Genomic DNA, 23,413 nt, shown 5'->3' on the forward strand with positions numbered 1-23,413 from the left:
GCGCAGCCAGAAGGCTTCCGGATTTCATCGCGTAAAAAAGAAAAAGCCCCGAACAACAGCAGGTGATTCCCTGAGTCATTCGGAGCTTTCCGGCCGCTGACCTGCCGTTTTCAGGAGGTGGGTTTTTCGCCGTACCAACGGGGTGTATAGACCCATTCACCCCCACCGGCACGTGCGAATGTGCACGTGGTGGACGAGCCGATCAGCACCATGGTGCGCATGTCCACCTGGTCCGGGGTAAGGTGCCCCAGCGTGGTAACGCGCAGCGTCTGGCCCGGGCGGCCGATGTCGCGGCCCAGCACCACGGGCGTTTCAGGCGTGCGGTGCAGCGCGACGATCTCCAGGGCGCGCCCCAGCTGCCAAGGGCGCGAACGAGAGATCGGGTTGTAGAACGCCAAGGCCAGGTCGGCTTGGGAGGCGAGGTCCAGGCGTTTTTCGATGATCGACCAGGGCTTGAGGTTGTCCGACAGCGACATCACACAAAAATCATGGCCCAGCGGCGCCCCCGCCTGGGCGGCGGTGGCAAGGGAGGCCGAGACACCCGGCAGGATTTGCAGGTCGACTTGATGCCAGGCCGGGTCAGCAGACTCGTGCAGGGCTTCGATCACCGCAGCCGCCATGGCAAACACGCCCGGATCACCGGACGACACCACCACCACCGAACGCCCCTGCGCAGCCAACTCGAAGGCGTGACGCGCCCGCTGCATTTCTTCGCGGTTGTCGGTGCAGTGCTGCACTTGGTCGTCCCGGAATGGCCCGGCCATGCGCACGTAGGTTTCATAACCCAGCACATCGGTGCAACGCGCCAATTCAGCCTTGACGGCCGGCACCATCAGCTCGGCGGCACCGGGGCCCAGGCCGATCACGGCGAGACGACCACGGGGGCGACCCACCTGTGACAGGTCCAAGGGCTGCTCGGCAACGGTAAGGGTGATGTCTGCAACAGGCGCCACTTGGGCAAAACGCAGCGGTACACCCAACGCCAACGCGGCGTCATGCAACGACGCTTCGGCCATCTGCATGTCGCTGGCCAACAGGCACGCCAGGGATTGCACAGCGATCCCCGCCTCGTGCAATGCCGTGCGTACACGCTCGGCCAACTGCGCACCGGGTTTGCAGGTAACGTACACGTTCTTCGGATAAATCAGCAGTTCATTGGCTGCCGGCACCCGCTCGGCGCTGCCCACATGAATCGCCAGACGCGCGTGCTGATCCTGGGGCAGGTTGGCCTGGTCCAGCCATGGCGCAGCACCTTCGATACGCACGCTCTCGCCGGCCAACAGGTCCGAGACAAAGCGCTTGCCCAGTTCAAGATCCGCCAGCTGATACCCCGCCGGTGGGTTGAGCAGGCAGGTGCCAAAGCGCAGCTCGCCGCTGGTGGTGATTGCAGCCGCCACACCCAGTGCCGCGGCGATGTCCCGCGCCATGACATTCACACCGCCAAGGCCACCGAGCAGCGGCACCACGGCACTACCGTCTTCAGCAACGGCCAGCACGGCGGGCTCCTCGCCTTTCTCCAGCAGCAGCGGCGCAAGGGTGCGAATCACAATACCGGCGGCGCACAGGGCAACCAACGGCGTGCCCTGTTGATACAGCTGGCGCAGGGTCGCGCCGAACTCGGTGTACGCCTGGTCCGCGCCCTCAACCCGTCCGGCCAGGCCGTGGATCGATGCGCCAGGGTAAACCTGCTGGATCTTGCGAGCAGTCGCCAAGCTGCCTTGGCCCAGAATGACAATCGCCGGGGTCATCAACCTTGCCACCGTTCACCGGGTACGATGATCAGCGAGAAATACGGCGAAGACGCCGGGTCAACCTGGTCCAGCGGCACAATCTTCTGATTGGCCATGGTGGCGCGCTCCACATACAACGCGCGCTCGGCCAGGCCAAGCTCTTCGAGCACTTGGCGCACTTTCGGGAAGTTGCGGCCCAGCTTCATGATCACCGCCGCGTCGGCATCCGCCAGGCGCCGCTTGAGGTCGTCATGGGGCAGTACGCCCGAGAGCACCGACAAGCTCTGGTTGCGATACACCAGCGGCGCGCCGAGTACCGAGGCGCCACCCAGCATCGAACACACGCCCGGAATGACCTGGGCTTCATAGCGCTCGGCCAGGCGGTCATGCAGGTACATGTAGGAGCCGTAGAAGAACGGGTCGCCTTCGCAGATCACCGCCACATCGCGGCCCGCATCCAGGTGCGCCGCCACGTCGAGGCTGGCGCTGTCGTAGAAGTCGCTGATCACTTGCTCATAGGACAGCGGTGCCGGCAAGACTTCGGTGGTCACCGGGTACACCAGCGGCATCAGGGTTTGCTGGGCCACCAAGTGGTCTTCAATGATGCCGAAGGCGTTGCCCTTCTTGCCCTTGGCCACGAAGTACGCCACCACCGGAGACTCGCGTAGCAGGCGCAGGGCCTTGAGGGTGATGAGTTCGGGGTCACCCGGGCCTACGCCCAGGCCAATCAAACGTCCGCGTACCGGCATTATTCGACCTCCGTGGCCAGGGCGTTTACTGCCGCGGCAGCCATGGCACTGCCGCCCAGGCGACCTTGCATGATCACGAACGGCACCCCCCGGCTATCGGCAGCGAGCATCGCCTTGGATTCGGCGGCCCCCACAAACCCCACCGGGAACCCAAGGATCAATGCAGGTTTCGGTGCGCCGGCGTCGAGCATTTCCAACAGGTAGAACAAGGCGGTCGGCGCGTTGCCGATCACCACCACACTGCCTTCCAGATGCGGGCGCCACAGTTCCAGGGCCGCAGCGGAACGGGTGTTGCCCAGTTCTCGCGCCAACTGCGGCACGCTGTCGTCGCGCAAGGTGCAGATCACCTCGTTGTTGGCCGGCAGGCGCGCACGGGTCACGCCTTCGCAGACCATCCGCGCATCACACAGGATCGGCGCACCGGCCGCCAACGCATCGCGCCCGGCCTTGCCGGCGCCTGCGGAGAACTGCAAGCCGTCGACCGCCTCGACCATGCCGCACGCATGAATCACCCGCACCGCGAGTTTTTCCAAATCAGCCGGGATACGCTCCAACTTGGCTTCCGCGCGAATAATGGCGAAGGAGTTGCGATAGATCTCCTGACCGTCGCGGATGTAATCAATCATCGGTGTTGCTCCGTGAGCGTGCGCGCAACAGGGCGCCCGCCGCTTCAATAGAAAGAGTGCGTGCGTGCAGCCGGCCAAAACCTTGTTGGGCTGCGTCGCGAAAATAGAGGTCGTAGTGGCCGGGGCTCACCGCCAGCAAGGTGACCGGCGCGGTGTGCGCAGCGGCGCAGGAGCGCGGGCAGCCGGACAGGTGCACGTCAACGCCAGGTTGCAAGGCGGCCAGTTGCACCGCATCGGCCTTGGTATCGGCCTGGCCTTTGCCACAGCCGCTGGAGCCGGTGCAGGCGATCATCCGGGCCAGCGGTTGGTCGATCGAACAGAGAAAACCCAGTTGTGCCAAACGCTCGGTCACGGCGACAGGGCGTTCAATATTGGGCAGCAGCACGCCCTGCCAAGGTGTGAAGCGCAACGTCCCGTCGCCGTACTCGCAGGCCAACTGAGCGGCGCCTTTGAGCATGTTTGAATCCAGGCGGCCCAATGGCGCGAGTGCCGCGACGTAGAACTGGTTTTTCTGCGGCTGTGGATAACTCCCCAGGTGCAGCCACGCGCCACTGGCCGGACGTTGGAAGCCATCAGCCGGCAGCAGCGGCAAGTTCAGGCGGCTCAATACGTTATCCACAGGCAGATGGCGCATGCGCGTTTGCTCTGGCGTCGCCTGGTCGAGAAACGCTTCCAGTACCGCCACCACCAGTGCGTGACCCTGGTCCAACGGCACCGCCGCCACCGGCGCATCCAGGCCCGGGCAGCCGGCCAGGCCAAACGCCAACAGCGTCTGGCCATTGCGTGCGAACGCCGACAACCACAGGTCATGGTGATGTTCGAGCATCGCCAGGTCCTCACCGCCATCCAGTTGTATCGCGAACTTGGCCGACAGCTCGTGGAACCGCGCCTGGTTTTGCAAGGTGTCGAGAATCTGCGCGGCCAGCGGGCGGGTGTCGAACCACATCTGTGGGTCGATCCCGGCGCTGGGGCTGAGCATCAGGTTGCGCACGTCGTCGCCGGCGGCGTTATTCGGCCCTAGGTCGGCGGCCAATAGCATGGCGATCAATGCGTCTTGCTCGGCACCGATCCCGCGAATCTGCAGGTTGGCGCGGTTGGTCGCCTCGATCACCCCGCCCGCATACGCCTGGGCCGCGTCCGCGACGGCGTGGGCCTGGGTGGCGGTGATCGAACCTCCCGCCAATTTGATCCGGCAAATGCCGCCGTCCAACGCCTGGACAATACGCAGCAACCCCGGACAGGCCGAGGGGCGCAAGGTATTCACAGTAGGTATTGGGTTCACGGGGCTACCGGTTGACGGGTAAAGGCGCGGTATTATGCCTGCTTTGTCCGGCGGCATGAAAAGCCTGCCCGTCGGATGTCGTTCAAGGAATTGATATGTCGCCCTGGCTGACGGTTGTAGGCATCGGTGAAGACGGCTTCAAGGGGCTAGGCAGGAATGCCCGGCATGCCCTGCTGCGCGCCTCGCGGATTATAGGCGGCCAACGCCAGTTGGACCTGTTGCCCGTGTGTATTCGTGGCGAGCGCCAGCTGTGGCCGAGCCCGTTTTCCCTGGAGCCGCTGCTGGCGCAACGCGGTACACCTGTGTGCGTGCTGGCCAGTGGCGACCCGATGTTCTACGGCGTAGGCGCCAGCCTGGCGCGGCAGGTGGCGGCTGAAGAGCTGCTGGTATTGCCGGCGCCGTCGTCGGTGTCATTGGCCGCCTCGCGGTTGGGATGGCCGTTGCAAGAGGTGGTGACGTTATCCGTAGTGGCGCGGCCATTGGCGGCGATCAATGCGCACCTGGCCTGCGGTGTGCGCTTGCTGGTGTTGAGCAATGATGGCAGCAGCCCTGCTTCGATTGCGGCGCTATTGGTTGAGTCGGGGTTTGGGCCCAGCCGGTTGACGGTGTTTGAACACCTGGGCGGCGCGAGTGAGCAGCGCATCGACGGGTTGGCGCAGTCATGGGCGCACACTTCGGTTGCCGATTTGAACCTGGTCGCCATCGACTGCCTGGCCGACGCGAAGACTCCACGCCTGTCGTGCCTTGCCGGCCTGCCGGATTCTGCGTTCAAACACGACGGCCAACTGACCAAACGCGACGTACGCGCCATCACCCTGGCCCGCCTCGCGCCCCTGCCCGGCGAACTGCTGTGGGATGTAGGCGCGGGCAGCGGCTCCATCGGCATTGAATGGATGCGTGCTCATCCAAGTTGCCGTGCATTGGCGATTGAAGCGGATGCCGGCCGCCAAAGCCTCATCGAACACAACCGCGACGCCCTCGGCGTACCCGGCCTGCAACTGATTCGCGGCAAGGCCCCGGACGCATTGCAAGGCCTGGAAGCACCCGACGCGATCTTCATCGGCGGCGGCGTCACCCGCGACGGCGTGCTCGACACGTGCTGGCAACACTTGCGCCCCGGTGGTCGCCTCATCGCCAATGCCGTGACCCTGCAAAGTGAAACGGCCTTGATGAACTGGCGCGCCCAACACGGCGGCGAGCTGACGCGCATACAGGTGGCACAGGCGCAGCCGCTGGGGGAATTTGACACGTGGCGCCAGGCACTGCCGATCACCTTGCTGGAAGTGGTCAAGCCCGTATGAAACGGATGCTGCTGCTGGGCGGCGTGACCGAAGCGCTGGCGATCGCACGGACCTTGGGGCCGGAGCACGTCTACAGCCTGGCGGGCGTGGGCCGCGTGCCGACCGACCTGACGTGCCAGGTGCGTGTCGGGGGCTATGGCGGGGTCGAAGGGCTGGCGCAGTTTGTTCGCGATGAACACATCAGCCTGATCCTCGATGCCACGCACCCGTACGCGGCGCAGATCAGCCACAACGCCGCCCAGGCTGCGAGGGTGTGCGGTGTGCCGTGCTGGGCGTTGCGGCGCCCCGCTTGGCAACCCCAGGCGGGAGATGACTGGCGTGAGGTCAGTGACTGGGCCGAGCTGATCGAGACGTTGAAACCCTTCAAGCGCCCGTTGTTCACCTTGGGTCGCGAACCCTTGCAGCATCTCGATGAAATCCCCGCCGAGCAGTTCTGGACCTTGCGTGCACTGGAGGTTTATCCGGGGAATGAGCGCTGTGAAGTGATCGGCGCACGTGGGCCGTTTCTGATTGAAGACGAGCGCGTGCTGTTTGAACGGCGCCGGGTTGATGTGCTGATCAGTAAAAACAGTGGCAGCACCGCCACCGAGCCGAAGCTGGAAGTGGCGCGCGAGCGTGGGGTGCCGGTGTTGGTGTTGAAGCGGCCGGTGTTGGCTGCGGTGGATCGAGAGTTTATGAGCGTAGCCGCCGTGTTGCAGGCGATCACCTCTTTCTAAGTGTGGGAGGTGGCCTGCTCCCGATAGCGGTGGATCAGCCAATAAATGAGCGACTGACACCCCGTAATCGGGAGCAAGCCCCCTCCCACATTTGGACTGCGTTGTCTTGAAGATCGGCATCCCCTCGATTCCCCGTCTATCCTCAAACCCAGCACTGCGACACCAAACCACACCGCCACTTTTTACTTATCCCCCCCGATCAGGCTAAATACCCCCTGATCGCTTAACCCTACGGATTATCCGCCATGGCCCGTCAACGCTTCGCAATTGCCTGGATCGCCTGCCTTGCAGTGCTGTTCAATGCCTTTGCCATGCCGATGGCCAGTGCGATGCAGCAGTCGCAGGACCCTGTGCAGCAATTGCTGTGGGGCAGTTTCTGCTCGTCCAATGGCACCAGCCTGAAATCCATTGCCCTGGGCAAGCTGGAGATTCCGGCGCCGCAGGACGACCACTCCACCATGCAGCATTGCTGGTGTTGTTCGGGCTCGGCGCCGCTAGTGGCGTTGCCGGGGCATGTGCCGCAGTTGTATGTCACACGGTTCGGGGCGGTGCAAAACCTGCCGCCGCCCTCGTTGCAACCCCCTACACCGCGCCAGCAATGGCCGAGCATTAACCCCCGCGCCTCCCCAACGGTCTGACCGTCTTCGCAAGTGAACTGCGTTTAGAACCGTTCTGGAGAACTGCCATGCTCAAATCTTCCCTGCTTCTGGCTGCGTTGCTGCTGCCCGTGTGCGTTGCTGCCAATGCCGATGACTACAAGGCCGGCAACCTGCTGGTCAGCGATCCTTGGTCCCAGGAGCTGCCGCCCAACGCCCCGACCGTCGCGGCGTACTTCGTGATTCATAACACCGGCACTACCCCGGACCGCCTGCTCAGTGTCTACACGCCAGTGGCGGACAAGGCTGAGCTGCATGAGCATGTGATGCAGGGCGACTTGATGAAGATGCAGCAAGTGCCCAGCGTTGCCGTACCGGCCAAGGGCGATTTGACCTTCGCGCCGATGGCCTACCACGTGATGCTGCTGGGCCTCAAAGACCGCAGCCTGCTGGCCGATGGCAAGCACTTCCCCCTGACCCTGACCTTTGAGAAAGCGGGCAAGGTCGAGGTGCAAGTGTCGGTGCAAAAAACGCCGCCGATGGCTGGCCACGAGTCTATGCATACCCCATAAGCACACCTCGATGGGCGCCCCTCGCGCCAGGTTGACCCCGCACCGTCGCAGGCCCATGGGCTTGATGCGCGGCAGTTGGATCAGCCTGTTCGCCATGCTGATGATTTTTATCGGTCCGCTGATTTCTCAAGCGATGCCGATGGATCATCACGCCGGTATGTCGATGAACATGTCCATGGACATGCCCGGCGAACATGGCAACTCCCATCACAAAAAAGCCCCCGGCGAACATCACGCACTGTGGGCAAAGTGCGGCTATTGCGATCTGCTCTTCAGTTGCCCGGCACTCCCGGGAAGCGTGTCCTATGTCACGCTCGGGACACCGCCACCGGCTAACGCGCTCACCCCTGCCACGCGCCTGGGCCACGCCCGGCAAAGCATCTTCCCCGGGGCCCGCAGCCGCGCGCCGCCCATCGCTTCGTAAGTACTTCACAGCGTTACTTCACCCCGGCCGACTTTAGACAGACAGCCGCAGGCTGCTGGCCGTGTTGTTTACGATTGATTGATGGAATTTGTCATGTCCAGGTTTTCTGCTGACACCCGTTTGGGAAGTACCCCCGTGCTCGCCGTTCTGTGCGGCGCACTGTTGATGCCGCACGCCCACGCCGACGAGCATGAGTTGAGCCCCACCGTGATCACCGCGATCGCGCCCAGCTCACCGCTGACCGTGGTCACCAACCCGAAAGATCCACGCCAACCGGTGCCCGCCAGCGATGGTGGCGACTACCTCAAGACCATCCCCGGCTTTGCCCTGGTACGCAACGGCGGTACCAATGGCGACCCGGTGCTGCGCGGCATGTTCGGATCACGCCTGAATATCCTCACCAACGGCGGCATGATGCTCGGCGCGTGCCCAGGGCGGATGGACGCACCTACCTCGTACATTTCGCCGGAAACCTACGACAAACTCACCGTCATCAAGGGCCCGCAAACCGTGCTGTGGGGCCCGGGCGCGTCGGCCGGCACGATCCTGTTCGACCGCGAGCCCGAGCACTTCGGCGAGCTGGGCACGCGGGTCAACGCCAGTGTGCTGGCCGGTTCCAACGGCCGCTTCGACAAGGTCATCGACGCCGCTGCCGGCGGGCCCTTGGGCTACGTGCGAGTCATCGGCAACCAGGCCCATGCCGATGACTACAAGGACGGCAACAACAAAACCGTCGCCTCGCGCTACGACAAGTGGAATGGCGATGTGGCGGTTGGTTTCACCCCCGACGCCGACACCCTGCTGGAGCTCACCGCCGGCCGTGGCGATGGTGAAGCGCGCTACGCCGGGCGCGGCATGGACGGCTCGCAGTTCCTGCGCGAAAGCCTGGGGCTGCGCTTCGAGAAGTCCAACATCGGTGAAGTGCTGGACAAGGTCGAGGCCCAGGTCTACTACAACTACGCCGACCACGTGATGGACAACTACAGCCTGCGCGTACCGTCAGGCACCGGAATGATGGCGGGGCCGATGGCCTCGAACGTCGACCGCCGTACCCTCGGCGCGCGGATCAAGGCGACCTGGCGCTGGGCCGATGTGCAACTGATCGGTGGCCTGGATGCGCAGACCAACGAACATCGCCAGCGCAGCAGCATGGGCATCGACACCTACAAGGACCTGCCCCGCAACAAGGACGCCAACTTTCACAACTACGGTGTGTTCGGCGAGTTGACCTGGTACGCCGCCGACGATGACCGCCTGATCACCGGCGCACGCCTGGACCGCGCCTCGGCCAAGGATTTCCGTCAACGCACCGGCTCAGGAATGATGTCCAGCCCCAACCCGACCGCCGACGATACCCGTGCCGATACCTTGCCCTCGGGTTTTGTGCGGTATGAGCATGACCTGGCCGACACCCCGACCACCGTCTATGCCGGCTTGGGCCATGCAGAACGCTTCCCGGATTACTGGGAGCTGTTTTCCCCCAACACCGGGGCGCTCGGTTCGGTGAATGCGTTCGATGGCGTGAAGCCTGAGAAGACCACCCAGCTCGACTTCGGCGCGCAATACAAGACTGCCGACCTGGAAGCCTGGGCCTCGGGTTACATCGGGCGGGTGCAGGACTTCATCCTGTTCGACTACAAGCCCGGCATGATGGGCACCACCTCCCAGGCGCGCAACGTCGATGCTCGCATCATGGGTGGCGAACTGGGCACGGCGTACAAGCTGACCTCCCACTGGAAAGCCGACGCCACCCTCGCCTACGCCTGGGGCAAGAACACCAGCGACGGCAAGGCGCTGCCACAGATGCCACCGCTGGACGCACGTTTTGGCCTGACCTACAGCGAAGATGACTGGAGCGCCGGTGCCTTGTGGCGCGTGGTCGCAGCACAAAACCGCATCGACCAGAACAAGGGCAACGTAGTCGGCAAGGACTTCGACAAGAGCGCCGGCTTTGGCGTGTTCTCGCTGAACGCGGCGTACCGCATCAATAAAAACTTCAAGGTCAGCACCGGCGTCGACAACCTCTTCGGCAAAGCCTATGCCGAGCACTTGAACCTGGCCGGCAACGCCGGGTTCGGCTACCCGGCCAACGACCCGCAAGCCATCAAGGAGCCGGGGCGCACCCTCTGGACCAAGGTGGACATGAGCTTCTAACTGCATCGAGGGCAAGTACCGTCCCACACTTGGAACACACTCCAACTGTGGGAGGGACCTTGCCCCGATGGCGCCCTGATTGACACAAGAAAACCAAAAGCCTTGCGGAGCCCCTGATGACCACTCAAAAAATCTCCTTCTACAACCTGGCCTGGCGTTGGCACTTCTACGCCGGGCTCTTCGTCGCCCCCTTCATGGTGCTGCTGGCCCTCACCGGCATCATCTACCTGTTCAAACCCCAGCTCGACCCACTGATGTATGGCGACCTGCTCAAGGTGCAAAGCGCCGAGCATGCCTTGAGTGCCGATGAGCAGTTGCAACGCGCCCAGGCAGCCTTCCCCCAAGGCAAGATCAGCAAGTACCTGCCGCCTGCCGACGCCACCAGCAGCGCGCAGTTCGTGATGCACAACAATGGCCGTGAAGTGACGGTGTTCGTCGACCCGTATCGCGGCACCGTACTTGGCGAACAGGATGCCCAATACAACCTGCAAGCCATCGCGCGCGCACTCCATGGCGAGCTGATGATCGGCACTGTGGGCGATCGCCTGGTCGAACTCGCCGCTGGCTGGGGCGTGATGCTGGTGGTGTCCGGCGTGTACCTGTGGTGGCCGCGCGGCAAGTCATCGGCGGGCGTGTTATGGCCACGTTTTAGCAGCCGTGGCCGCGTGTTCTGGCGTGACATGCATGCGGTCACCGGCTTCTGGGGCGCGGCGTTTTTACTGGTGATGCTGCTCAGCGGCATGACCTGGACCGGCTTCTGGGGCAAGCAATACGCCGAACTGTGGAATACCTTCCCGGCGCCCATGTGGAACAACGTGCCGCAGTCCGATCAACAGGCCCGCGTCCTCAACACAGCCAGTCAACAAACCGTGCCCTGGGCCATGGAAAACACACCGATGCCGATGTCCGGCGAACACGCCGAACACATGAACCATGGCGCTATGCACGCAGGGCCTGCGGCGCCCACCGTACGCCTGCAACAGGTGGTCGACCTGGCCAATGCCCGCAAGGTGCAGCCTGGCTACAGCATCACCTTCCCCACCACCGCCACAGGCGTGTTCACGGTCGCCGTGTTCGCCGACGACCCACGCAACGACGCCACCTTGCATGTAGACCAATACACCGGCAAGGTCCTCGCCGATGTGCGTTGGGAGCACTACAACACCGTCGCGCGCGCCACCGAAACCGGGGTGATGCTGCACGAAGGCAAGCTGTTCGGTTGGGTCAACCAACTGATCGTGCTGCTGATCTGCTTGATGATTCTGCTCAGTGCAGTCAGCGGCGTGGTGATCTGGTGGAAGCGCCGGCCACAAGGCGGTCTGGGTGTGCCACCGCTGCGTCATGACTTGCCGAAATGGAAAACAGCCATGGTGATCATGCTCGGGCTGGCGATCATTTTCCCGTTGGTGGGCGCGTCGCTGATCGGGGTGTGGGCGCTGGATCGCCTGGTGCTGTCACGGCTGTTCTCGCAACGTGAATCAGCCTCAGGTTCAACGTGAAATAGGCGAGATGTCCTATCTAGAGGCGTTATGTAGTCTTACGCAGGCTTTCGCCCATGCCGCAGAAAGTGTTAACTTATAACACTTTCTACATAATCTCAGCTCGCCGCGCCCGGCGGCGAGCACCGCCTCGAAAAAGCGATTTTCCGTCCGATGAACAAGTACCTTGCGTCTGGTCTGTGCCTGCTCGCCCTGCATACCAACGCCCAGGCCCTGACCCTGCCCGCCAGCCCCATCACGGCCCCCGCAGTGGATGACGAACGTGTCGACCTGAACACCCCGACCACTGCCGGTTCGCGCCTGAACCTCACGGCGATGCAAACCCCCGGCAGCGTTGAAAGCCAGACCGGCGCGCAGATCCGCGAACGTGGCGACGCCAGTGTGCAGGACGCCATTTCCCGCGCCACCGGCATTACCCGCACCGGCACCCCGGGTGACGGCGGCACCTCGCTGCAAGCCCGTGGTTTTACCGGCCAGAGCTCGGTGATGCAGCTGTACGATGGCAACCGCATGTACACCGGCATGGGCACCTCGACCTTCCCGGTGGACACCTGGGCAGTGGAACGGGTGGACGTACTGCGCGGCCCGGCGTCGGTGCTGTATGGCGAAGGCGCTACCGGTGCGGTGGTCAATACAATCTCGAAAAAGCCTTTTGAAGGCGACATCGAAAACCATATCCGCCTGGGCTACGGCTCCTACGACCGCCAGCAACAAGCTCTCGACAGCGGTGGTTCGCTGACCGACACCTTGAGCTACCGCCTGAACCTCAACCGCCTGCGCAGCAATGGCTTCATCGACCGTGGTGACTCCAGCAGCGACTTCATCAGCGGCGCCCTGCGCTGGCAAGCGGCAGACAACCTGAGTTTCACCCTGGCCAGCGACTACGGCGACCAGCGCCCGCAAAACTACTTCGGCACCCCGCTGATCAACGGCCAGTTGCACAAGGGCCTGCGCGACAAGAATTACAACGTCAGCAACGATACCCAGCACTACAACGACCAGTGGACACGCCTGACCAGCGAGTGGCAGCTCAACGACAACATCAGTGCCACCAACGAGCTCTACTACCTGAAAAACCAACGCCGCTGGCAGAACGCCGAGAACTATAACTTCACCAACGGCCAACTGACCCGCAGCGGTAACTTTGGTATCAAACACAATCAGGAACAGGTCGGTGACCGCCAGACTTTCACCTTCGAGCACACCCTGTTCGGCCTCGACAGCCAGACGGTGGCAGGCGTTGAATACAACCGTATCCGTTTCCGCTTGGCGAGCAACTCACCGTTTGATGACGTACTGAGCGCAGGCCAGCCCATCGACCTGTACCACCCGGCAGCCACGCCGTTTGCCAGCAAAGACCCGTTCAAGCCCGTGTTCGCCACCACCACCAAAACGGTCGCCGGCTTCGCTGAGAACCGCCTGCAACTCACCGATAAACTGGCGCTGATCACTGGCATCCGCCGCGACTACGCGCACATCGACCGTGACGACCTGCGCACCGGCAGCCACTCCGACAAGACCCTCACCGGCAATAACTGGAAAGCCGGCCTGGTCTACGCACTTACGCCGCAAACGTCCCTCTACGGCCAGTACGCCACCAGCACCGACGGCGTCGGCGGCCTGATTTCCCTGAGCCCGAGCCAGCAGCAGTTCGACCTGTCCACGGCCAAGCAAACCGAGATCGGCCTCAAGCAAGCCTTCTGGGACCAGCGTGGCGAATGGACCCTGGCCGCGTACCACATCGTCAAAAAGAAACTGCTCACCGACGTGCCGGGCGACCCGGACCTCAAGCAGCAAGTCGGCCAGCAAACCGCCAACGGCCTGGAAGCCAGCCTCGACCTGCAACTGCCCCATGCCTGGCAGTTGCAAGCCAACGCCGCCATCGTGCGAGCACAGTACGACGACTTCAAACAGGACGTCGGCGGCGTACAGGTCTCCCGCGACGGCAACCGCCCAGTGGACGTACCGCGCCGCACGGCCAACCTGTGGCTGAGCAAGGCCGTGACCGACAACGTTCGTGCCGGTGCTGGTGTGCGTTACGTCGACGCACGCTATGCCGACATGGCCAACCAGAACGAGCTGCCGAGCTACACCGTGGTCGATGCGACCTTGTCGTGGAAAGCCATGCGCAACACCACCCTGGGCCTGCAATTGAATAACCTGTTCGACCGCACCTACGCCGTCAGCCAATACAACGATGGGCAGCAGTGGATTCTGGGTGAACCACGCTCGCTCTTCGTCACCGCGGACTACACCTTCTAACTGAAATAACACGAACCCCCTCCCACTTTTTACTCGGTGTTGGACTTGAGCGCATTGATGACCTCACTCACCCTCACACAGCTCGGCTGGAGCCCACCCGGCCACGACCACTGCCTTCACCAGTTCCAACTGCGTGACGCCAGCCTGCAGGTCGATGCGGGGGAGTTTGTCGGGCTGATCGGCCCCAACGGCAGCGGTAAGACCAGCCTGTTGCGCTGTGCCTATCGGTTCAGCAAACCGGAACACGGCGACGTGTTGCTCGCGCACCAGAACGTCTGGAAGCAAAGCGCCAAGTGGTGCGCGCAACGCATCGCCGTCGTGCTGCAAGAGTTCCCCGATGCCTTCGGTCTGCGTGTGGATGAAGTGGTTGCCATGGGCCGCACGCCCCACAAGGGGTTGTTCGACAGCGATACGCTGCACGACCAGCAACTGATCCGCCAAGCGTTGAAGTCCGTCGGTATGCAGCATTTCGAGGACCACGCCTTCGCCACCCTGTCGGGCGGTGAAAAACAGCGCGTGATTCTCGCCCGCGCCCTGGCCCAGCAACCGCAACTGCTGATCCTCGACGAACCAACCAACCACCTCGACCCGCGCTATCAGCTGGAGCTGTTAAGGCTGGTCAAGCACCTGAACATCGGCACCCTGGCCAGCATCCACGACCTGAACCTGGCCGCCGCATTCTGTGATCGCCTGTATGTGATCAACCACGGGCGCATCGTCGCCAGCGGCACGCCCCACCACGTGTTGACCACCGCGTTGCTGCGCGACGTGTTTGGTGTCGAGGCACTGATCGACCCCCACCCCTTGTCCGGCTACCCCCGAATCACCTGGATAACCCAACCATGACCCTGCGTGCCCTGCTGTCTCTTGTTCTGTTGCTCGGTACTGCCCAAGCGTTCGCTGAGGCCACCCATTACCCGGTGACCCTCAAAAGCTGCAACCGCAACGTGACCTTCCAGGAGGCGCCGAAACACGCAGTCAGCCATGACATCAACATGACCCAGATGATGCTTGCCCTGGGCCTCAGATCCCACATGGCCGGCTACAGCGGCGTCACCGGCTGGAAGTCGGTGACACCAGAGATGGCCGAGACCCTCGATGGCCTGCCGGAACTGGCGAGCAAATACCCCTCGGTGGAAACCCTGCTCAATGCCAACGTGGATTTTTTCTTCGCCGGCTGGGACTACGGCATGCGCGTGGGCGGCGACCTCACGCCGCAAACCCTGCAGCCGTTGGGTATCAACGTGTACGAACTGAGCGAATCGTGTGCGTTCGTGATGAAGCGCCCCGCCGCCACACTCGAAGACACCTATAACGACCTGCGCAACCTGGGCAAGATCTTCGACGTGCAGGACCGTGCCCACACCCTGATCACCCAGATGCAGGCGCAGGTGGCCGAGGTGCAAAAAGACCTGCCGGCCGACAAGCCTCGCGTGTTCCTCTATGACAGCGGTGAAGATCGCGCCATGACCTCGGGCCGTCTGGGCATGCCCCAGGCGCTGATCAAAGCGGCCGGCGGACGCAATATCCTCGACGACGTAGACGCCAGTTGGACCCGGGTCAACTGGGAGACCGTGGTGGAACGCAACCCGCAGGTCATCGTGATCGTCGACTACAGCGAAATCACTGCCGAACAGAAAGCGCAATTCCTGCTGGATAACCCGGCCCTGCAATCGGTGGACGCCATCAGGAACCAGCGCTTTATCGTGATCCCGTACGTGCAGGCCACGCCGGGTATCGACAACGGGCTGGCGGTAGAAGCCTTGGCCAAAGGGTTCCACGGCGAATGATCAACCGTCGCTACGCCCTGCTGTTGAGTGCCCTTGGTGCGTTATTGCTGGTCTCTTGCGTGATCTCGCTGGGGTTCGGCTCGGCGCGGGTGCCCGTGGACGTGGTGTGGCGGATCTTGCTGAACAAGACGTTCGGCATCGGTGACGTGAATTGGCCTGCGGGGCAGGAACATATCGTCTGGCTGATCCGCGTGCCACGCATGCTGCTCGGGGCCTTGGTGGGTGCCGGGCTGGCGTTGATTGGTGCAGTGTTGCAGGCCGTGACGCGTAACCCGTTGGCCGATCCGCACCTGCTGGGCGTGACCTCCGGCGCCACCCTCGGCGCGGTGATCGTGGTGCTGCATGTGGGCGAAGTCATCGGCCTGCTGACCCTGCCCATAGCAGCCTTCATCGGCGCGCTGCTGAGCATGCTGGTGGTGCTGGCTGTGGCCAGTCGCAACGGCCGCCTGGAAAGTGATCGCCTGCTGCTGTGCGGTGTGGCGGTATCGTTCGTGATGATGGCGGTGGCCAACCTGCTGCTGTTCATGGGCGACCATCGTGCCGCGTCGGCAGTGATGTTCTGGATGCTCGGCGGCTTGGGGCTGGCCCGCTGGGAGCTGCTGGCAATTCCCGCCGCCACGCTGCTGCTGGGGTTGCTGTTGCTGCTCGGCATGGCCCGCCCGCTCAACGCCTTGATGGCCGGCGAGCAGACCGCCGTGACCCTTGGTTTGAACGCACGCAATGTGCGCTTGAAAGTCTTCCTGGTCGCCTCGCTGATGACCGGCGTGCTGGTGTCCATCAGCGGCTCTATCGGCTTTGTCGGGCTGATGGTGCCGCACATCGCCCGGCGCCTGGTAGGCGCCGAACACCGCCGTTTACTGCCGGTGTGCGTGCTGCTGGGCAGTGTGTTCCTGGTGTGGGTCGATGTCGCGGCACGCACGCTGATCGCCCCGCAAGACCTGCCCATCGGGGTGGCGACAGCGGCGATTGGCGGGTTGTTTTTTATTGGCTTGATGCGTCGGCGCTGATCACGCCCCGTTGTAGCGCATCGCGACGCACCTGATAGCCACACCTGCCATCTCATGGTGCGCACCCCGAGCCCGGCGATGGGCGAAACGACCATTTCAGGCCATTTCGCGACTAGGCACAGCGCTTGCAATCACCACCTCGACTTGTCCCCCTCATAACAATGTTGAGTTCACGGAGACTGCACCATGAAGCGTCGTAGCTTGCTCAAGGCTTTTACTTTGTCGGCATCCATTGCTGCCATGGGCTTGACCTGGACCGTCCAGGCCGCCGAGACCATCAAGGTCGGCATCCTGCATTCGCTGTCCGGGACCATGGCGATTTCCGAGACCTCGCTTAAAGACATGGCGTTGATGACCATCGACGAGATCAACGCCAAGGGCGGTGTGAACGGCAAGCTACTCGAACCGGTGGTGGTGGACCCGGCATCCAACTGGCCGCTGTTCGCCGAGAAGGGCCGGCAGCTGCTGACCCAGGACAAGGTTGCCGTGGTGTTCGGCTGCTGGACGTCGGTGTCGCGCAAATCCGTATTGCCGGTGTTCGAAGAACTCAATGGCTTGCTGTTCTACCCGGTGCAATACGAGGGCGAAGAAATGTCGCCGAACGTGTTCTACACCGGTGCAGCGCCAAACCAGCAGGCGATCCCGGCCGTGGAATACCTGATGAGCGAAGAAGGCGGCGGCGCCAAGCGCTTCTTCCTGCTCGGCACCGACTACGTGTACCCGCGCACCACCAACAAGATCCTGCGCTCGTTCCTGCATTCCAAAGGCGTCGCGGATAAAGATATTGAAGAGGTCTATACCCCGTTCGGCCACGCCGATTACCAGACCATCGTCGCCAACATCAAGAAGTTCTCCGCTGGCGGCAAGACCGCTGTGGTCTCCACGGTGAACGGCGACTCCAACGTGCCGTTCTACAAAGAGCTGGCCAACCAGGGCCTGAAGGCCACCGATGTGCCGGTGGTCGCGTTCTCGGTGGGTGAAGAAGAACTGCGCGGCATCGACACCAAGCCGCTGGTGGGCAACCTCGCGGCGTGGAACTACTTCCAGTCCGTGGAAAACCCGGTGAACCAGAAGTTCGTCGCTGATTGGAAAGCCTACGCCAAGAAACACAACCTGCCAGGCGCGGACAAAGCCGTGACCAACGACCCGATGGAAGCCACCTACGTGGGCATCCATATGTGGGCCCAGGCGGCGGAGAAAGCCAAGTCCACCGACGTCGACAAAGTGCGTGAAGCCCTGGGCGGCCAGACCTTCGCCGCACCGTCGGGCTTCACCCTGACCATGGACAAGACCAACCACCACCTGCACAAGCCGGTGATGATCGGTGAGATCCAGGCGGATGGGCAGTTCTCGGTGGTGTGGCAGACCCAGGAGCCGATCCGGGCCCAGCCGTGGAGCCCTTACATCCCGGGCAATGACAAGAAGCCGGACTACGCGGTGAAGAGCAACTAAAGCCCCACTCGGTTTGAATGTGGGAGGGGCTTGCTCCCGATTGCGGTGCTTCAGCCAGCACATGCAGTGCCTGACACCCGGCTATCGGGAGCAAGCCCCCTCCCACACTTTGATCGTGAATGATCAGGACACTTGCTTATGCCCACTGCCCTCAATCGCTATTTCTTGATTCTGCTGCTGTTGCTGCCTTTTGCTGCTCACGCCAGCGACGCCGAAGACTTTCTCAACGCCAACCCGATGCAACAAGCCAAGCTGCTCCAGGACTGGGCTGCCCAGCCGGACCCGGCGCGCATCGAACTGGTCGACGCCCTGCAACAAGGCCAACTCACGGTCAACGGCGAAACCAAGACCGTACGCCTGAACAACCGTCTGCGCGGCCTGATCGACAACGTACAAGCCAGCCAGCAACTGCTCGCCGCTGACCCCAAGGTACGTTTGGCCGCCGCGCAAACCCTGCAAAAAAGCGCGCAACCTGCGCAGCTCAAATTCCTCGATCAGCAGGTCGCCACCGAAACCAACGAGGCGGTGCACACCGCCCTCAGCCTGGCCCTGGCCAACCTGCAACTGGTGGACACCGACCCGGTCGTGCGCCTCGCCGCTGTGCGCTTGCTCGGCGGCACCGGCGACCCACTGGCCCGCACCCGCCTTGAAGCGCTGCTGGCGCCCGGCGTGGAAAACGACGCCGCCGTGCACACCGCCGCCGAGACCAGCCTGGCCCAGGTCAAACGCAAACTGATGTTCGGCGAAATCCTCGGCCAAGCCTTCAGCGGCATGTCCCTGGGTTCGATCCTGCTGTTGGCGGCACTGGGTTTGGCGATCACCTTCGGCCTGCTCGGCGTGATCAACATGGCCCACGGCGAGATGCTGATGCTCGGCGCCTACTCGACCTACGTGGTGCAACTGATGATGCAGCGCTACGTGCCCGCAGCCATCGAGTTCTACCCGCTGATCGCGCTGCCGGTGGCGTTCTTCGTCACCGCCGCTATCGGCATGGCCCTGGAGCGCACGGTGATTCGCCACCTGTACGGTCGGCCGCTGGAAACCCTGCTTGCCACCTGGGGCATCAGCCTGATGCTGATCCAACTGGTGCGCCTGGTGTTCGGTGCGCAGAACGTCGAAGTCTCGAACCCCGCTTGGTTGTCTGGCGGCATTCAGGTGCTGCCCAATCTCGTGCTGCCTTACAACCGCATCGTCATCATTGCCTTCGCATTGTTCGTCGTGGTGCTCACCTGGCTGCTGCTGAACAAGACGCGCCTGGGCCTCAACGTGCGCGCCGTCACCCAGAACCGCAACATGGCCGCCTGCTGCGGCGTACCCACAGGCCGAGTGGACATGCTCGCCTTTGGCCTCGGTTCCGGTATTGCAGGTCTTGGCGGCGTGGCGCTGAGCCAGATCGGCAACGTCGGCCCCGACCTGGGCCAGAGCTACATCATCGACTCGTTCCTGGTGGTGGTGCTCGGTGGCGTCGGCCAGTTGGCCGGTAGCGTCATGGCCGCCTTCGGCCTGGGAATTGCCAACAAGATTCTCGAACCCCAGATCGGCGCCGTGCTCGGCAAGATCCTGATCCTCGCGCTGATCATTCTGTTTATCCAGAAACGCCCGCAAGGACTCTTCGCACTGAAAGGACGGGTGATCGACTGATGAACCAGCCATTGATGCTCACGGCCACGCAAAAGGCCGGCCCCAAAGTCACGATGGCGCTGGGCGCGGTGATCCTGATCCTGCTGCTCGTGCTGCCACTGTGTTCGCTGTTGTCTGCGGACAACCCGCTGCATGTGTCGGCCTACACCTTGACGCTGGTGGGCAAGATTCTCTGCTATGCCATCGTCGCCCTCGCGCTGGACCTGGTGTGGGGCTACGCCGGGATGTTGTCCCTGGGCCACGGGTTGTTTTTCGCCCTGGGCGGTTATGCGATGGGCATGTACCTGATGCGCCAGGCGTCCGGCGATGCGTTGCCGGCGTTCATGACCTTTTTGTCGTGGACCGAATTGCCGTGGTATTGGGTCGGCACCCAACACTTCTGGTGGGCGCTGTGCCTGGTGGTGTTGGCACCCGGCCTGCTGGCCCTGGTGTTCGGCTTCTTCGCCTTCCGCTCGCGGATCAAGGGCGTGTATTTCTCGATCATGACTCAGGCCCTGACCTTCGCCGGCATGCTGCTGTTTTTTCGCAACGAAACCGGGTTCGGCGGCAACAATGGCTTTACCAATTTTCGCAGCATTCTCGGCTTCGGCATCACCGAACCGGGCACGCGGGCGGTGTTGTTCGTGGCCACGGTGCTGCTGCTGGTGGCGAGCCTGTACATCGGTTGGCGCCTGGCGCAGAGCAAGTTCGGCCGAGTCCTGACGGCTTTGCGCGACGCCGAGAACCGCCTGATGTTCTGCGGTTATGACCCGCGTGGCTTCAAGCTGTTTGTATGGGTGTTGAGCGCCGTGTTGTGCGGGCTTGCCGGTGCGCTGTATGTGCCGCAGGTGGGCATCATCAACCCCAGCGAAATGTCGCCGACCAATTCCATCGAAGCCGCCGTGTGGGTGGCATTGGGCGGGCGTGGCACGCTGATCGGGCCGTTGCTCGGTGCCGGCGTGGTCAATGGCATGAAGAGCTGGTTCACCGTGGCCTTCCCCGAATACTGGCTGTTCTTCCTCGGGGCGCTGTTCATCATCGTCACCCTGTACCTGCCCAAGGGCGTTATCGGCCTGCTGAAGAAATGAGGAACGTCATGCTTGAACCTATTTTCGATGCGGGCAGCGGCCGCGATGCGATTGGTATTGGCCAGGCGGCCGGCAAGGGGCTCAACACCCGCCACGGCACGATCCTGACCCTGGAAGACATCAGCGTCAGCTTCGACGGTTTCAAGGCGCTCAACGACCTGAACCTGTACATCGGCGTCGGGGAATTGCGCTGCATCATCGGCCCCAACGGCGCGGGCAAGACCACGTTGATGGACGTGATCACCGGCAAGACCCGGCCCAGTCACGGCAAGGCGTGGTTTGGCGAAACCCTCGACTTGACCAGCATGAGCGAAGTACAGATCGCCCAGGCCGGTATCGGCCGCAAATTCCAGAAACCCACGGTGTTCGAAGCCCTCAGCGTCTTCGAAAACCTGGAGCTGGCGCAGAAGACCGACAAGTCCGTATGGGCCAGCCTGCGTGCGCGCCTGAGCGGTGAGCAGAAAGACCGTATCGACGAAGTCCTCGACACCATCCGCCTCACGGCGTCAGCGCAGCGAGCGGCCGGCTTGCTGTCCCACGGCCAGAAGCAGTTCCTGGAAATCGGCATGCTGCTGATGCAAGACCCGCAACTGTTGCTGCTGGACGAGCCGGTGGCAGGCATGACCGACGCCGAAACCGAATTCACCGCCGAGCTGTTCAAGCGCCTGGCGGGCAAGCACTCGCTGATGGTGGTGGAGCACGACATGGGCTTTGTCGGCTCGATTGCCGACCACGTGACCGTGCTGCACCAGGGCAGCGTATTGGCCGAAGGGTCGCTGGAACAGGTGCAGGAAAATGAGCGGGTGATCGAGGTTTACCTTGGCCGCTAAGGAGAAGTGAACATGCTGCAAGTCGACAAACTGCACCAGTATTACGGCGGTAGCCACATCCTGCGCGGGCTATCCTTCGACGTGAAGATCGGCGAAGTCACCTGCCTGCTCGGGCGTAATGGCGTGGGCAAGACCACCCTGCTCAAATGCTTGATGGGGCTGCTGCCGGCCAAAGAAGGCGCGGTGAACTGGGAGGGCAAGGCCATTACCGCGTTCAAGCCGCACCAGCGCGTGCAGGCCGGTATTGCCTACGTGCCCCAGGGCCGGGAAATCTTTGGTCGCCTGACGGTGGAAGAAAACCTGCTGATGGGCTTGTCGCGCTTTCCCGGCGCCGAAGCCAAGCAAGTGCCCGCCTTCATCTACGAACTGTTCCCGGTGTTGCTGCAAATGAAACATCGGCGCGGCGGCGATTTGTCTGGCGGCCAGCAGCAACAGCTGGCGATTGGTCGCGCCCTGGCCAGCCGCCCGCGCCTGTTGATTCTCGATGAGCCCACCGAAGGCATCCAGCCGTCGGTGATCAAGGAAATCGGCGCGGTGATCAAAAAACTCGCGGCACGCGGCGATATGGCGATCCTGCTGGTGGAGCAATTTTACGACTTCGCCGCCGAACTGGCCGACCAGTACCTGGTGATGTCACGGGGTGAAATCGTGCAGCACGGTCGTGGGGAAAATATGGAAAGTGAGGGGGTACGCGGGCTGGTGACGATATAGGTTACGGTCTAATCTGTAGCGTCCTAACGATAAGCACACACCATGACACTGCCCGTTTCTCCTGCCCTGTTCACCCCACGCTGGCATGCTGAGCTCGAGCTCGGCTACGCGCGTTTCGGCGAGACAACGCGCCCGGTGATGCGCCGCCATCTCGGCCCGCTGCGGGTACAAAAGCATTTGTATGCCGAAGGCCCCGAGGTGTGCCAGCACATCATCGTGCACCCGCCCGGCGGGATTGCCGGCGGTGACCGCCTGGACATCCGTGCCCACGTAGGCGCCGGTGCCTGGGCACAATTGACCAGCCCCGGCGCGGCCAAGTGGTACCGCGCCAGTGGCCCGGCGTATCAAACCCTCGAATTGACCGTGGAAGCGGGCGCCACCCTCGAGTGGCTGCCCCAGGAAACCATCGTCTTCAGCGCCGCCCAGGCTGAACTCGCCACGCGTATCGACCTGCAAGGTGATGCCCGCCTCTTCTACTGGGACGTGGTCGCCCTCGGTCGCCCGGCCAGTGGCGAGCGCTTCGACCTCGGCCACTTTCAATCACACCTGGATATTCGCCGCGACGGCCAGTTGCTCTGGCATGAGCGCCAGCGCATTGTGGGCGCCGATGGGTTGCTGGGTTCGCCCATCGGGCTGGATGGGCAGCCGGTGTTTGCCACGTTGCTGGTGACGGGTGAGATCGAACCTGAATTACTTGAACAATGCCGCTCACTGCCCCACGGGGTGCGCGGTGATTTGACCCAATTGCCTGGGCTGCTGGTCGCCCGTTGCCTGGCCAGTGAAGCGCTGCTGGCGCGGGGTTGGTTGATTGATTTATGGAAATTGCTGCGCCCGGCCATAGTGGGCCGAGAAGCGGTAGCGCCGAGAATCTGGAGCACATGAAGATCAACATGTGGGAGGGGGCTTGCCTGCTAATGCCAGTCAGTTAAGAAGGAACACTATCACTGTGGCGAGCGGGCTTGTCCCGCGTAGGGCTGCGTAGCGGCCCCAAAAGCTGTCTCTGC

General features: G+C 62.9%; 21 protein-coding genes. 17 read left to right on the forward strand and 4 right to left on the reverse strand.

Features of this window, described 5'->3' with window-relative positions:
- Positions 1 to 110: 110 nt before the first annotated feature.
- From cobJ to cobG, 4 genes are read right to left on the reverse strand one after another with little or no spacing between them, the layout of a single operon-like run.
- The gene (gene cobJ, locus M5B43_RS18250) at positions 111 to 1,748 is read right to left on the reverse strand and encodes a precorrin-3B C(17)-methyltransferase (protein ID WP_248751403.1); all 1,638 of its coding nucleotides are present in this window, start codon (positions 1,746 to 1,748) and stop codon (positions 111 to 113) included.
- Positions 1,748 to 2,479: a precorrin-2 C(20)-methyltransferase gene (locus tag M5B43_RS18255; RefSeq protein ID WP_248751404.1), complete on the reverse strand. Its 732-nt coding sequence runs from the start codon at positions 2,477 to 2,479 to the stop codon at positions 1,748 to 1,750. Before M5B43_RS18255 ends, cobJ begins: the two co-directional genes overlap by 1 nt.
- A complete protein-coding gene (locus M5B43_RS18260) occupies positions 2,479 to 3,105 on the reverse strand; it encodes a precorrin-8X methylmutase (RefSeq protein ID WP_248751405.1) in 627 nt (208 codons plus the stop codon). The genes M5B43_RS18255 and M5B43_RS18260 overlap by 1 nt, the downstream gene beginning before the upstream one ends.
- A complete protein-coding gene (gene cobG / locus M5B43_RS18265; RefSeq protein ID WP_248751406.1) occupies positions 3,098 to 4,444 on the reverse strand; it encodes a precorrin-3B synthase in 1,347 nt (448 codons plus the stop codon). The genes M5B43_RS18260 and cobG overlap by 8 nt, the downstream gene beginning before the upstream one ends.
- Before the next feature lie 38 nt (positions 4,445 to 4,482).
- Between cobG and cbiE the strand changes: the two genes are divergently transcribed.
- The 17 genes from cbiE to M5B43_RS18350 all read left to right on the forward strand — a co-directional run bounded on the left by cbiE (position 4,483) and on the right by M5B43_RS18350 (position 23,291).
- The gene (gene cbiE, locus M5B43_RS18270) at positions 4,483 to 5,688 is read left to right on the forward strand and encodes a precorrin-6y C5,15-methyltransferase (decarboxylating) subunit CbiE (protein ID WP_248751407.1); all 1,206 of its coding nucleotides are present in this window, start codon (positions 4,483 to 4,485) and stop codon (positions 5,686 to 5,688) included.
- Positions 5,685 to 6,404, forward strand: a complete 720-nt coding sequence (locus tag M5B43_RS18275; RefSeq protein WP_248751408.1) for a cobalt-precorrin-6A reductase — start codon at positions 5,685 to 5,687, stop codon at positions 6,402 to 6,404. The genes cbiE and M5B43_RS18275 overlap by 4 nt, the downstream gene beginning before the upstream one ends.
- Positions 6,405 to 6,649: 245 nt before the next feature.
- A complete protein-coding gene (locus M5B43_RS18280) occupies positions 6,650 to 7,042 on the forward strand; it encodes a DUF2946 domain-containing protein (protein ID WP_248751409.1) in 393 nt (130 codons plus the stop codon).
- A 47-nt stretch (positions 7,043 to 7,089) separates the two neighbouring features.
- The gene (locus M5B43_RS18285; RefSeq protein WP_248751410.1) at positions 7,090 to 7,572 is read left to right on the forward strand and encodes a copper chaperone PCu(A)C; all 483 of its coding nucleotides are present in this window, start codon (positions 7,090 to 7,092) and stop codon (positions 7,570 to 7,572) included.
- 10 nt (positions 7,573 to 7,582) lie between these two features.
- Entirely contained in the window at positions 7,583 to 7,996 is a 414-nt protein-coding gene (locus M5B43_RS18290; RefSeq protein ID WP_248751411.1) for a DUF2946 domain-containing protein, read from the forward strand.
- A 93-nt stretch (positions 7,997 to 8,089) separates the two neighbouring features.
- A complete protein-coding gene (locus M5B43_RS18295; RefSeq protein WP_248751412.1) occupies positions 8,090 to 10,150 on the forward strand; it encodes a TonB-dependent copper receptor in 2,061 nt (686 codons plus the stop codon).
- A 116-nt stretch (positions 10,151 to 10,266) separates the two neighbouring features.
- Positions 10,267 to 11,649 carry a PepSY domain-containing protein gene (locus M5B43_RS18300; protein ID WP_248751413.1) on the forward strand — a complete coding sequence of 461 codons (1,383 nt, stop codon included), beginning with the start codon at positions 10,267 to 10,269 and terminating at the stop codon, positions 11,647 to 11,649.
- Between the two features lie 153 nt (positions 11,650 to 11,802).
- On the forward strand, positions 11,803 to 13,911 hold the full coding sequence (locus M5B43_RS18305) for a TonB-dependent receptor (RefSeq protein ID WP_248751414.1): 2,109 nt from the start codon (positions 11,803 to 11,805) through the stop codon (positions 13,909 to 13,911).
- A gap of 57 nt (positions 13,912 to 13,968) precedes the next feature.
- A complete protein-coding gene (locus M5B43_RS18310) occupies positions 13,969 to 14,757 on the forward strand; it encodes an ABC transporter ATP-binding protein (RefSeq protein WP_248751415.1) in 789 nt (262 codons plus the stop codon).
- On the forward strand, positions 14,754 to 15,701 hold the full coding sequence (locus tag M5B43_RS18315; protein ID WP_248751416.1) for an ABC transporter substrate-binding protein: 948 nt from the start codon (positions 14,754 to 14,756) through the stop codon (positions 15,699 to 15,701). Before M5B43_RS18310 ends, M5B43_RS18315 begins: the two co-directional genes overlap by 4 nt.
- Positions 15,698 to 16,708, forward strand: coding sequence for an iron ABC transporter permease (locus tag M5B43_RS18320; RefSeq protein WP_248751417.1), 1,011 nt, complete (start codon positions 15,698 to 15,700; stop codon positions 16,706 to 16,708). The genes M5B43_RS18315 and M5B43_RS18320 overlap by 4 nt, the downstream gene beginning before the upstream one ends.
- Positions 16,709 to 16,894: 186 nt before the next feature.
- Positions 16,895 to 18,160: an urea ABC transporter substrate-binding protein gene (gene urtA / locus M5B43_RS18325; RefSeq protein ID WP_248751418.1), complete on the forward strand. Its 1,266-nt coding sequence runs from the start codon at positions 16,895 to 16,897 to the stop codon at positions 18,158 to 18,160.
- Between the two features lie 138 nt (positions 18,161 to 18,298).
- Entirely contained in the window at positions 18,299 to 19,801 is a 1,503-nt protein-coding gene (urtB, locus tag M5B43_RS18330; protein ID WP_248751419.1) for an urea ABC transporter permease subunit UrtB, read from the forward strand.
- The gene (gene urtC, locus M5B43_RS18335; RefSeq protein ID WP_248751420.1) at positions 19,801 to 20,868 is read left to right on the forward strand and encodes an urea ABC transporter permease subunit UrtC; all 1,068 of its coding nucleotides are present in this window, start codon (positions 19,801 to 19,803) and stop codon (positions 20,866 to 20,868) included. The genes urtB and urtC overlap by 1 nt, the downstream gene beginning before the upstream one ends.
- On the forward strand, positions 20,865 to 21,698 hold the full coding sequence (urtD, locus tag M5B43_RS18340) for an urea ABC transporter ATP-binding protein UrtD (RefSeq protein WP_248751421.1): 834 nt from the start codon (positions 20,865 to 20,867) through the stop codon (positions 21,696 to 21,698). The genes urtC and urtD overlap by 4 nt, the downstream gene beginning before the upstream one ends.
- Before the next feature lie 12 nt (positions 21,699 to 21,710).
- A complete protein-coding gene (gene urtE, locus M5B43_RS18345; RefSeq protein WP_248751422.1) occupies positions 21,711 to 22,409 on the forward strand; it encodes an urea ABC transporter ATP-binding subunit UrtE in 699 nt (232 codons plus the stop codon).
- Positions 22,410 to 22,451: 42 nt separating this feature from the next.
- The gene (locus M5B43_RS18350) at positions 22,452 to 23,291 is read left to right on the forward strand and encodes an urease accessory protein UreD (RefSeq protein WP_248751423.1); all 840 of its coding nucleotides are present in this window, start codon (positions 22,452 to 22,454) and stop codon (positions 23,289 to 23,291) included.
- Positions 23,292 to 23,413: the final 122 nt, after the last annotated feature.

The sequence above is a fragment of the Pseudomonas sp. MWU15-20650 genome (assembly GCF_023242475.1).
Lineage (GTDB): Bacteria > Pseudomonadota > Gammaproteobacteria > Pseudomonadales > Pseudomonadaceae > Aquipseudomonas.

Bases quoted from the DNA above. Each gene is read 5' to 3' on its own strand.
- M5B43_RS18305 (WP_248751414.1), top strand. From the start codon at position 11,803: ATGAACAAGTACCTTGCGTCTGGTCTGTGCCTGCTCGCCCTGCATACC.
- urtA (WP_248751418.1), top strand. From the start codon at position 16,895: ATGAAGCGTCGTAGCTTGCTCAAGGCTTTTACTTTGTCGGCATCCATT.
- M5B43_RS18285 (WP_248751410.1), top strand. From the start codon at position 7,090: ATGCTCAAATCTTCCCTGCTTCTGGCTGCGTTGCTGCTGCCCGTGTGC.
- M5B43_RS18300 (WP_248751413.1), top strand. From the start codon at position 10,267: ATGACCACTCAAAAAATCTCCTTCTACAACCTGGCCTGGCGTTGGCAC.
- M5B43_RS18320 (WP_248751417.1), top strand. From the start codon at position 15,698: ATGATCAACCGTCGCTACGCCCTGCTGTTGAGTGCCCTTGGTGCGTTA.
- M5B43_RS18275 (WP_248751408.1), top strand. From the start codon at position 5,685: ATGAAACGGATGCTGCTGCTGGGCGGCGTGACCGAAGCGCTGGCGATC.
- M5B43_RS18315 (WP_248751416.1), top strand. From the start codon at position 14,754: ATGACCCTGCGTGCCCTGCTGTCTCTTGTTCTGTTGCTCGGTACTGCC.
- M5B43_RS18255 (WP_248751404.1), bottom strand. From the start codon at position 2,479: ATGCCGGTACGCGGACGTTTGATTGGCCTGGGCGTAGGCCCGGGTGAC.
- M5B43_RS18280 (WP_248751409.1), top strand. From the start codon at position 6,650: ATGGCCCGTCAACGCTTCGCAATTGCCTGGATCGCCTGCCTTGCAGTG.
- M5B43_RS18295 (WP_248751412.1), top strand. From the start codon at position 8,090: ATGTCCAGGTTTTCTGCTGACACCCGTTTGGGAAGTACCCCCGTGCTC.
- M5B43_RS18260 (WP_248751405.1), bottom strand. From the start codon at position 3,105: ATGATTGATTACATCCGCGACGGTCAGGAGATCTATCGCAACTCCTTC.
- urtD (WP_248751421.1), top strand. From the start codon at position 20,865: ATGAGGAACGTCATGCTTGAACCTATTTTCGATGCGGGCAGCGGCCGC.
- urtE (WP_248751422.1), top strand. From the start codon at position 21,711: ATGCTGCAAGTCGACAAACTGCACCAGTATTACGGCGGTAGCCACATC.
- cobG (WP_248751406.1), bottom strand. From the start codon at position 4,444: ATGCCGCCGGACAAAGCAGGCATAATACCGCGCCTTTACCCGTCAACC.
- M5B43_RS18310 (WP_248751415.1), top strand. From the start codon at position 13,969: ATGACCTCACTCACCCTCACACAGCTCGGCTGGAGCCCACCCGGCCAC.
- cbiE (WP_248751407.1), top strand. From the start codon at position 4,483: ATGTCGCCCTGGCTGACGGTTGTAGGCATCGGTGAAGACGGCTTCAAG.
- M5B43_RS18350 (WP_248751423.1), top strand. From the start codon at position 22,452: ATGACACTGCCCGTTTCTCCTGCCCTGTTCACCCCACGCTGGCATGCT.
- M5B43_RS18290 (WP_248751411.1), top strand. From the start codon at position 7,583: ATGGGCGCCCCTCGCGCCAGGTTGACCCCGCACCGTCGCAGGCCCATG.
- urtC (WP_248751420.1), top strand. From the start codon at position 19,801: ATGAACCAGCCATTGATGCTCACGGCCACGCAAAAGGCCGGCCCCAAA.
- urtB (WP_248751419.1), top strand. From the start codon at position 18,299: ATGCCCACTGCCCTCAATCGCTATTTCTTGATTCTGCTGCTGTTGCTG.
- cobJ (WP_248751403.1), bottom strand. From the start codon at position 1,748: ATGACCCCGGCGATTGTCATTCTGGGCCAAGGCAGCTTGGCGACTGCT.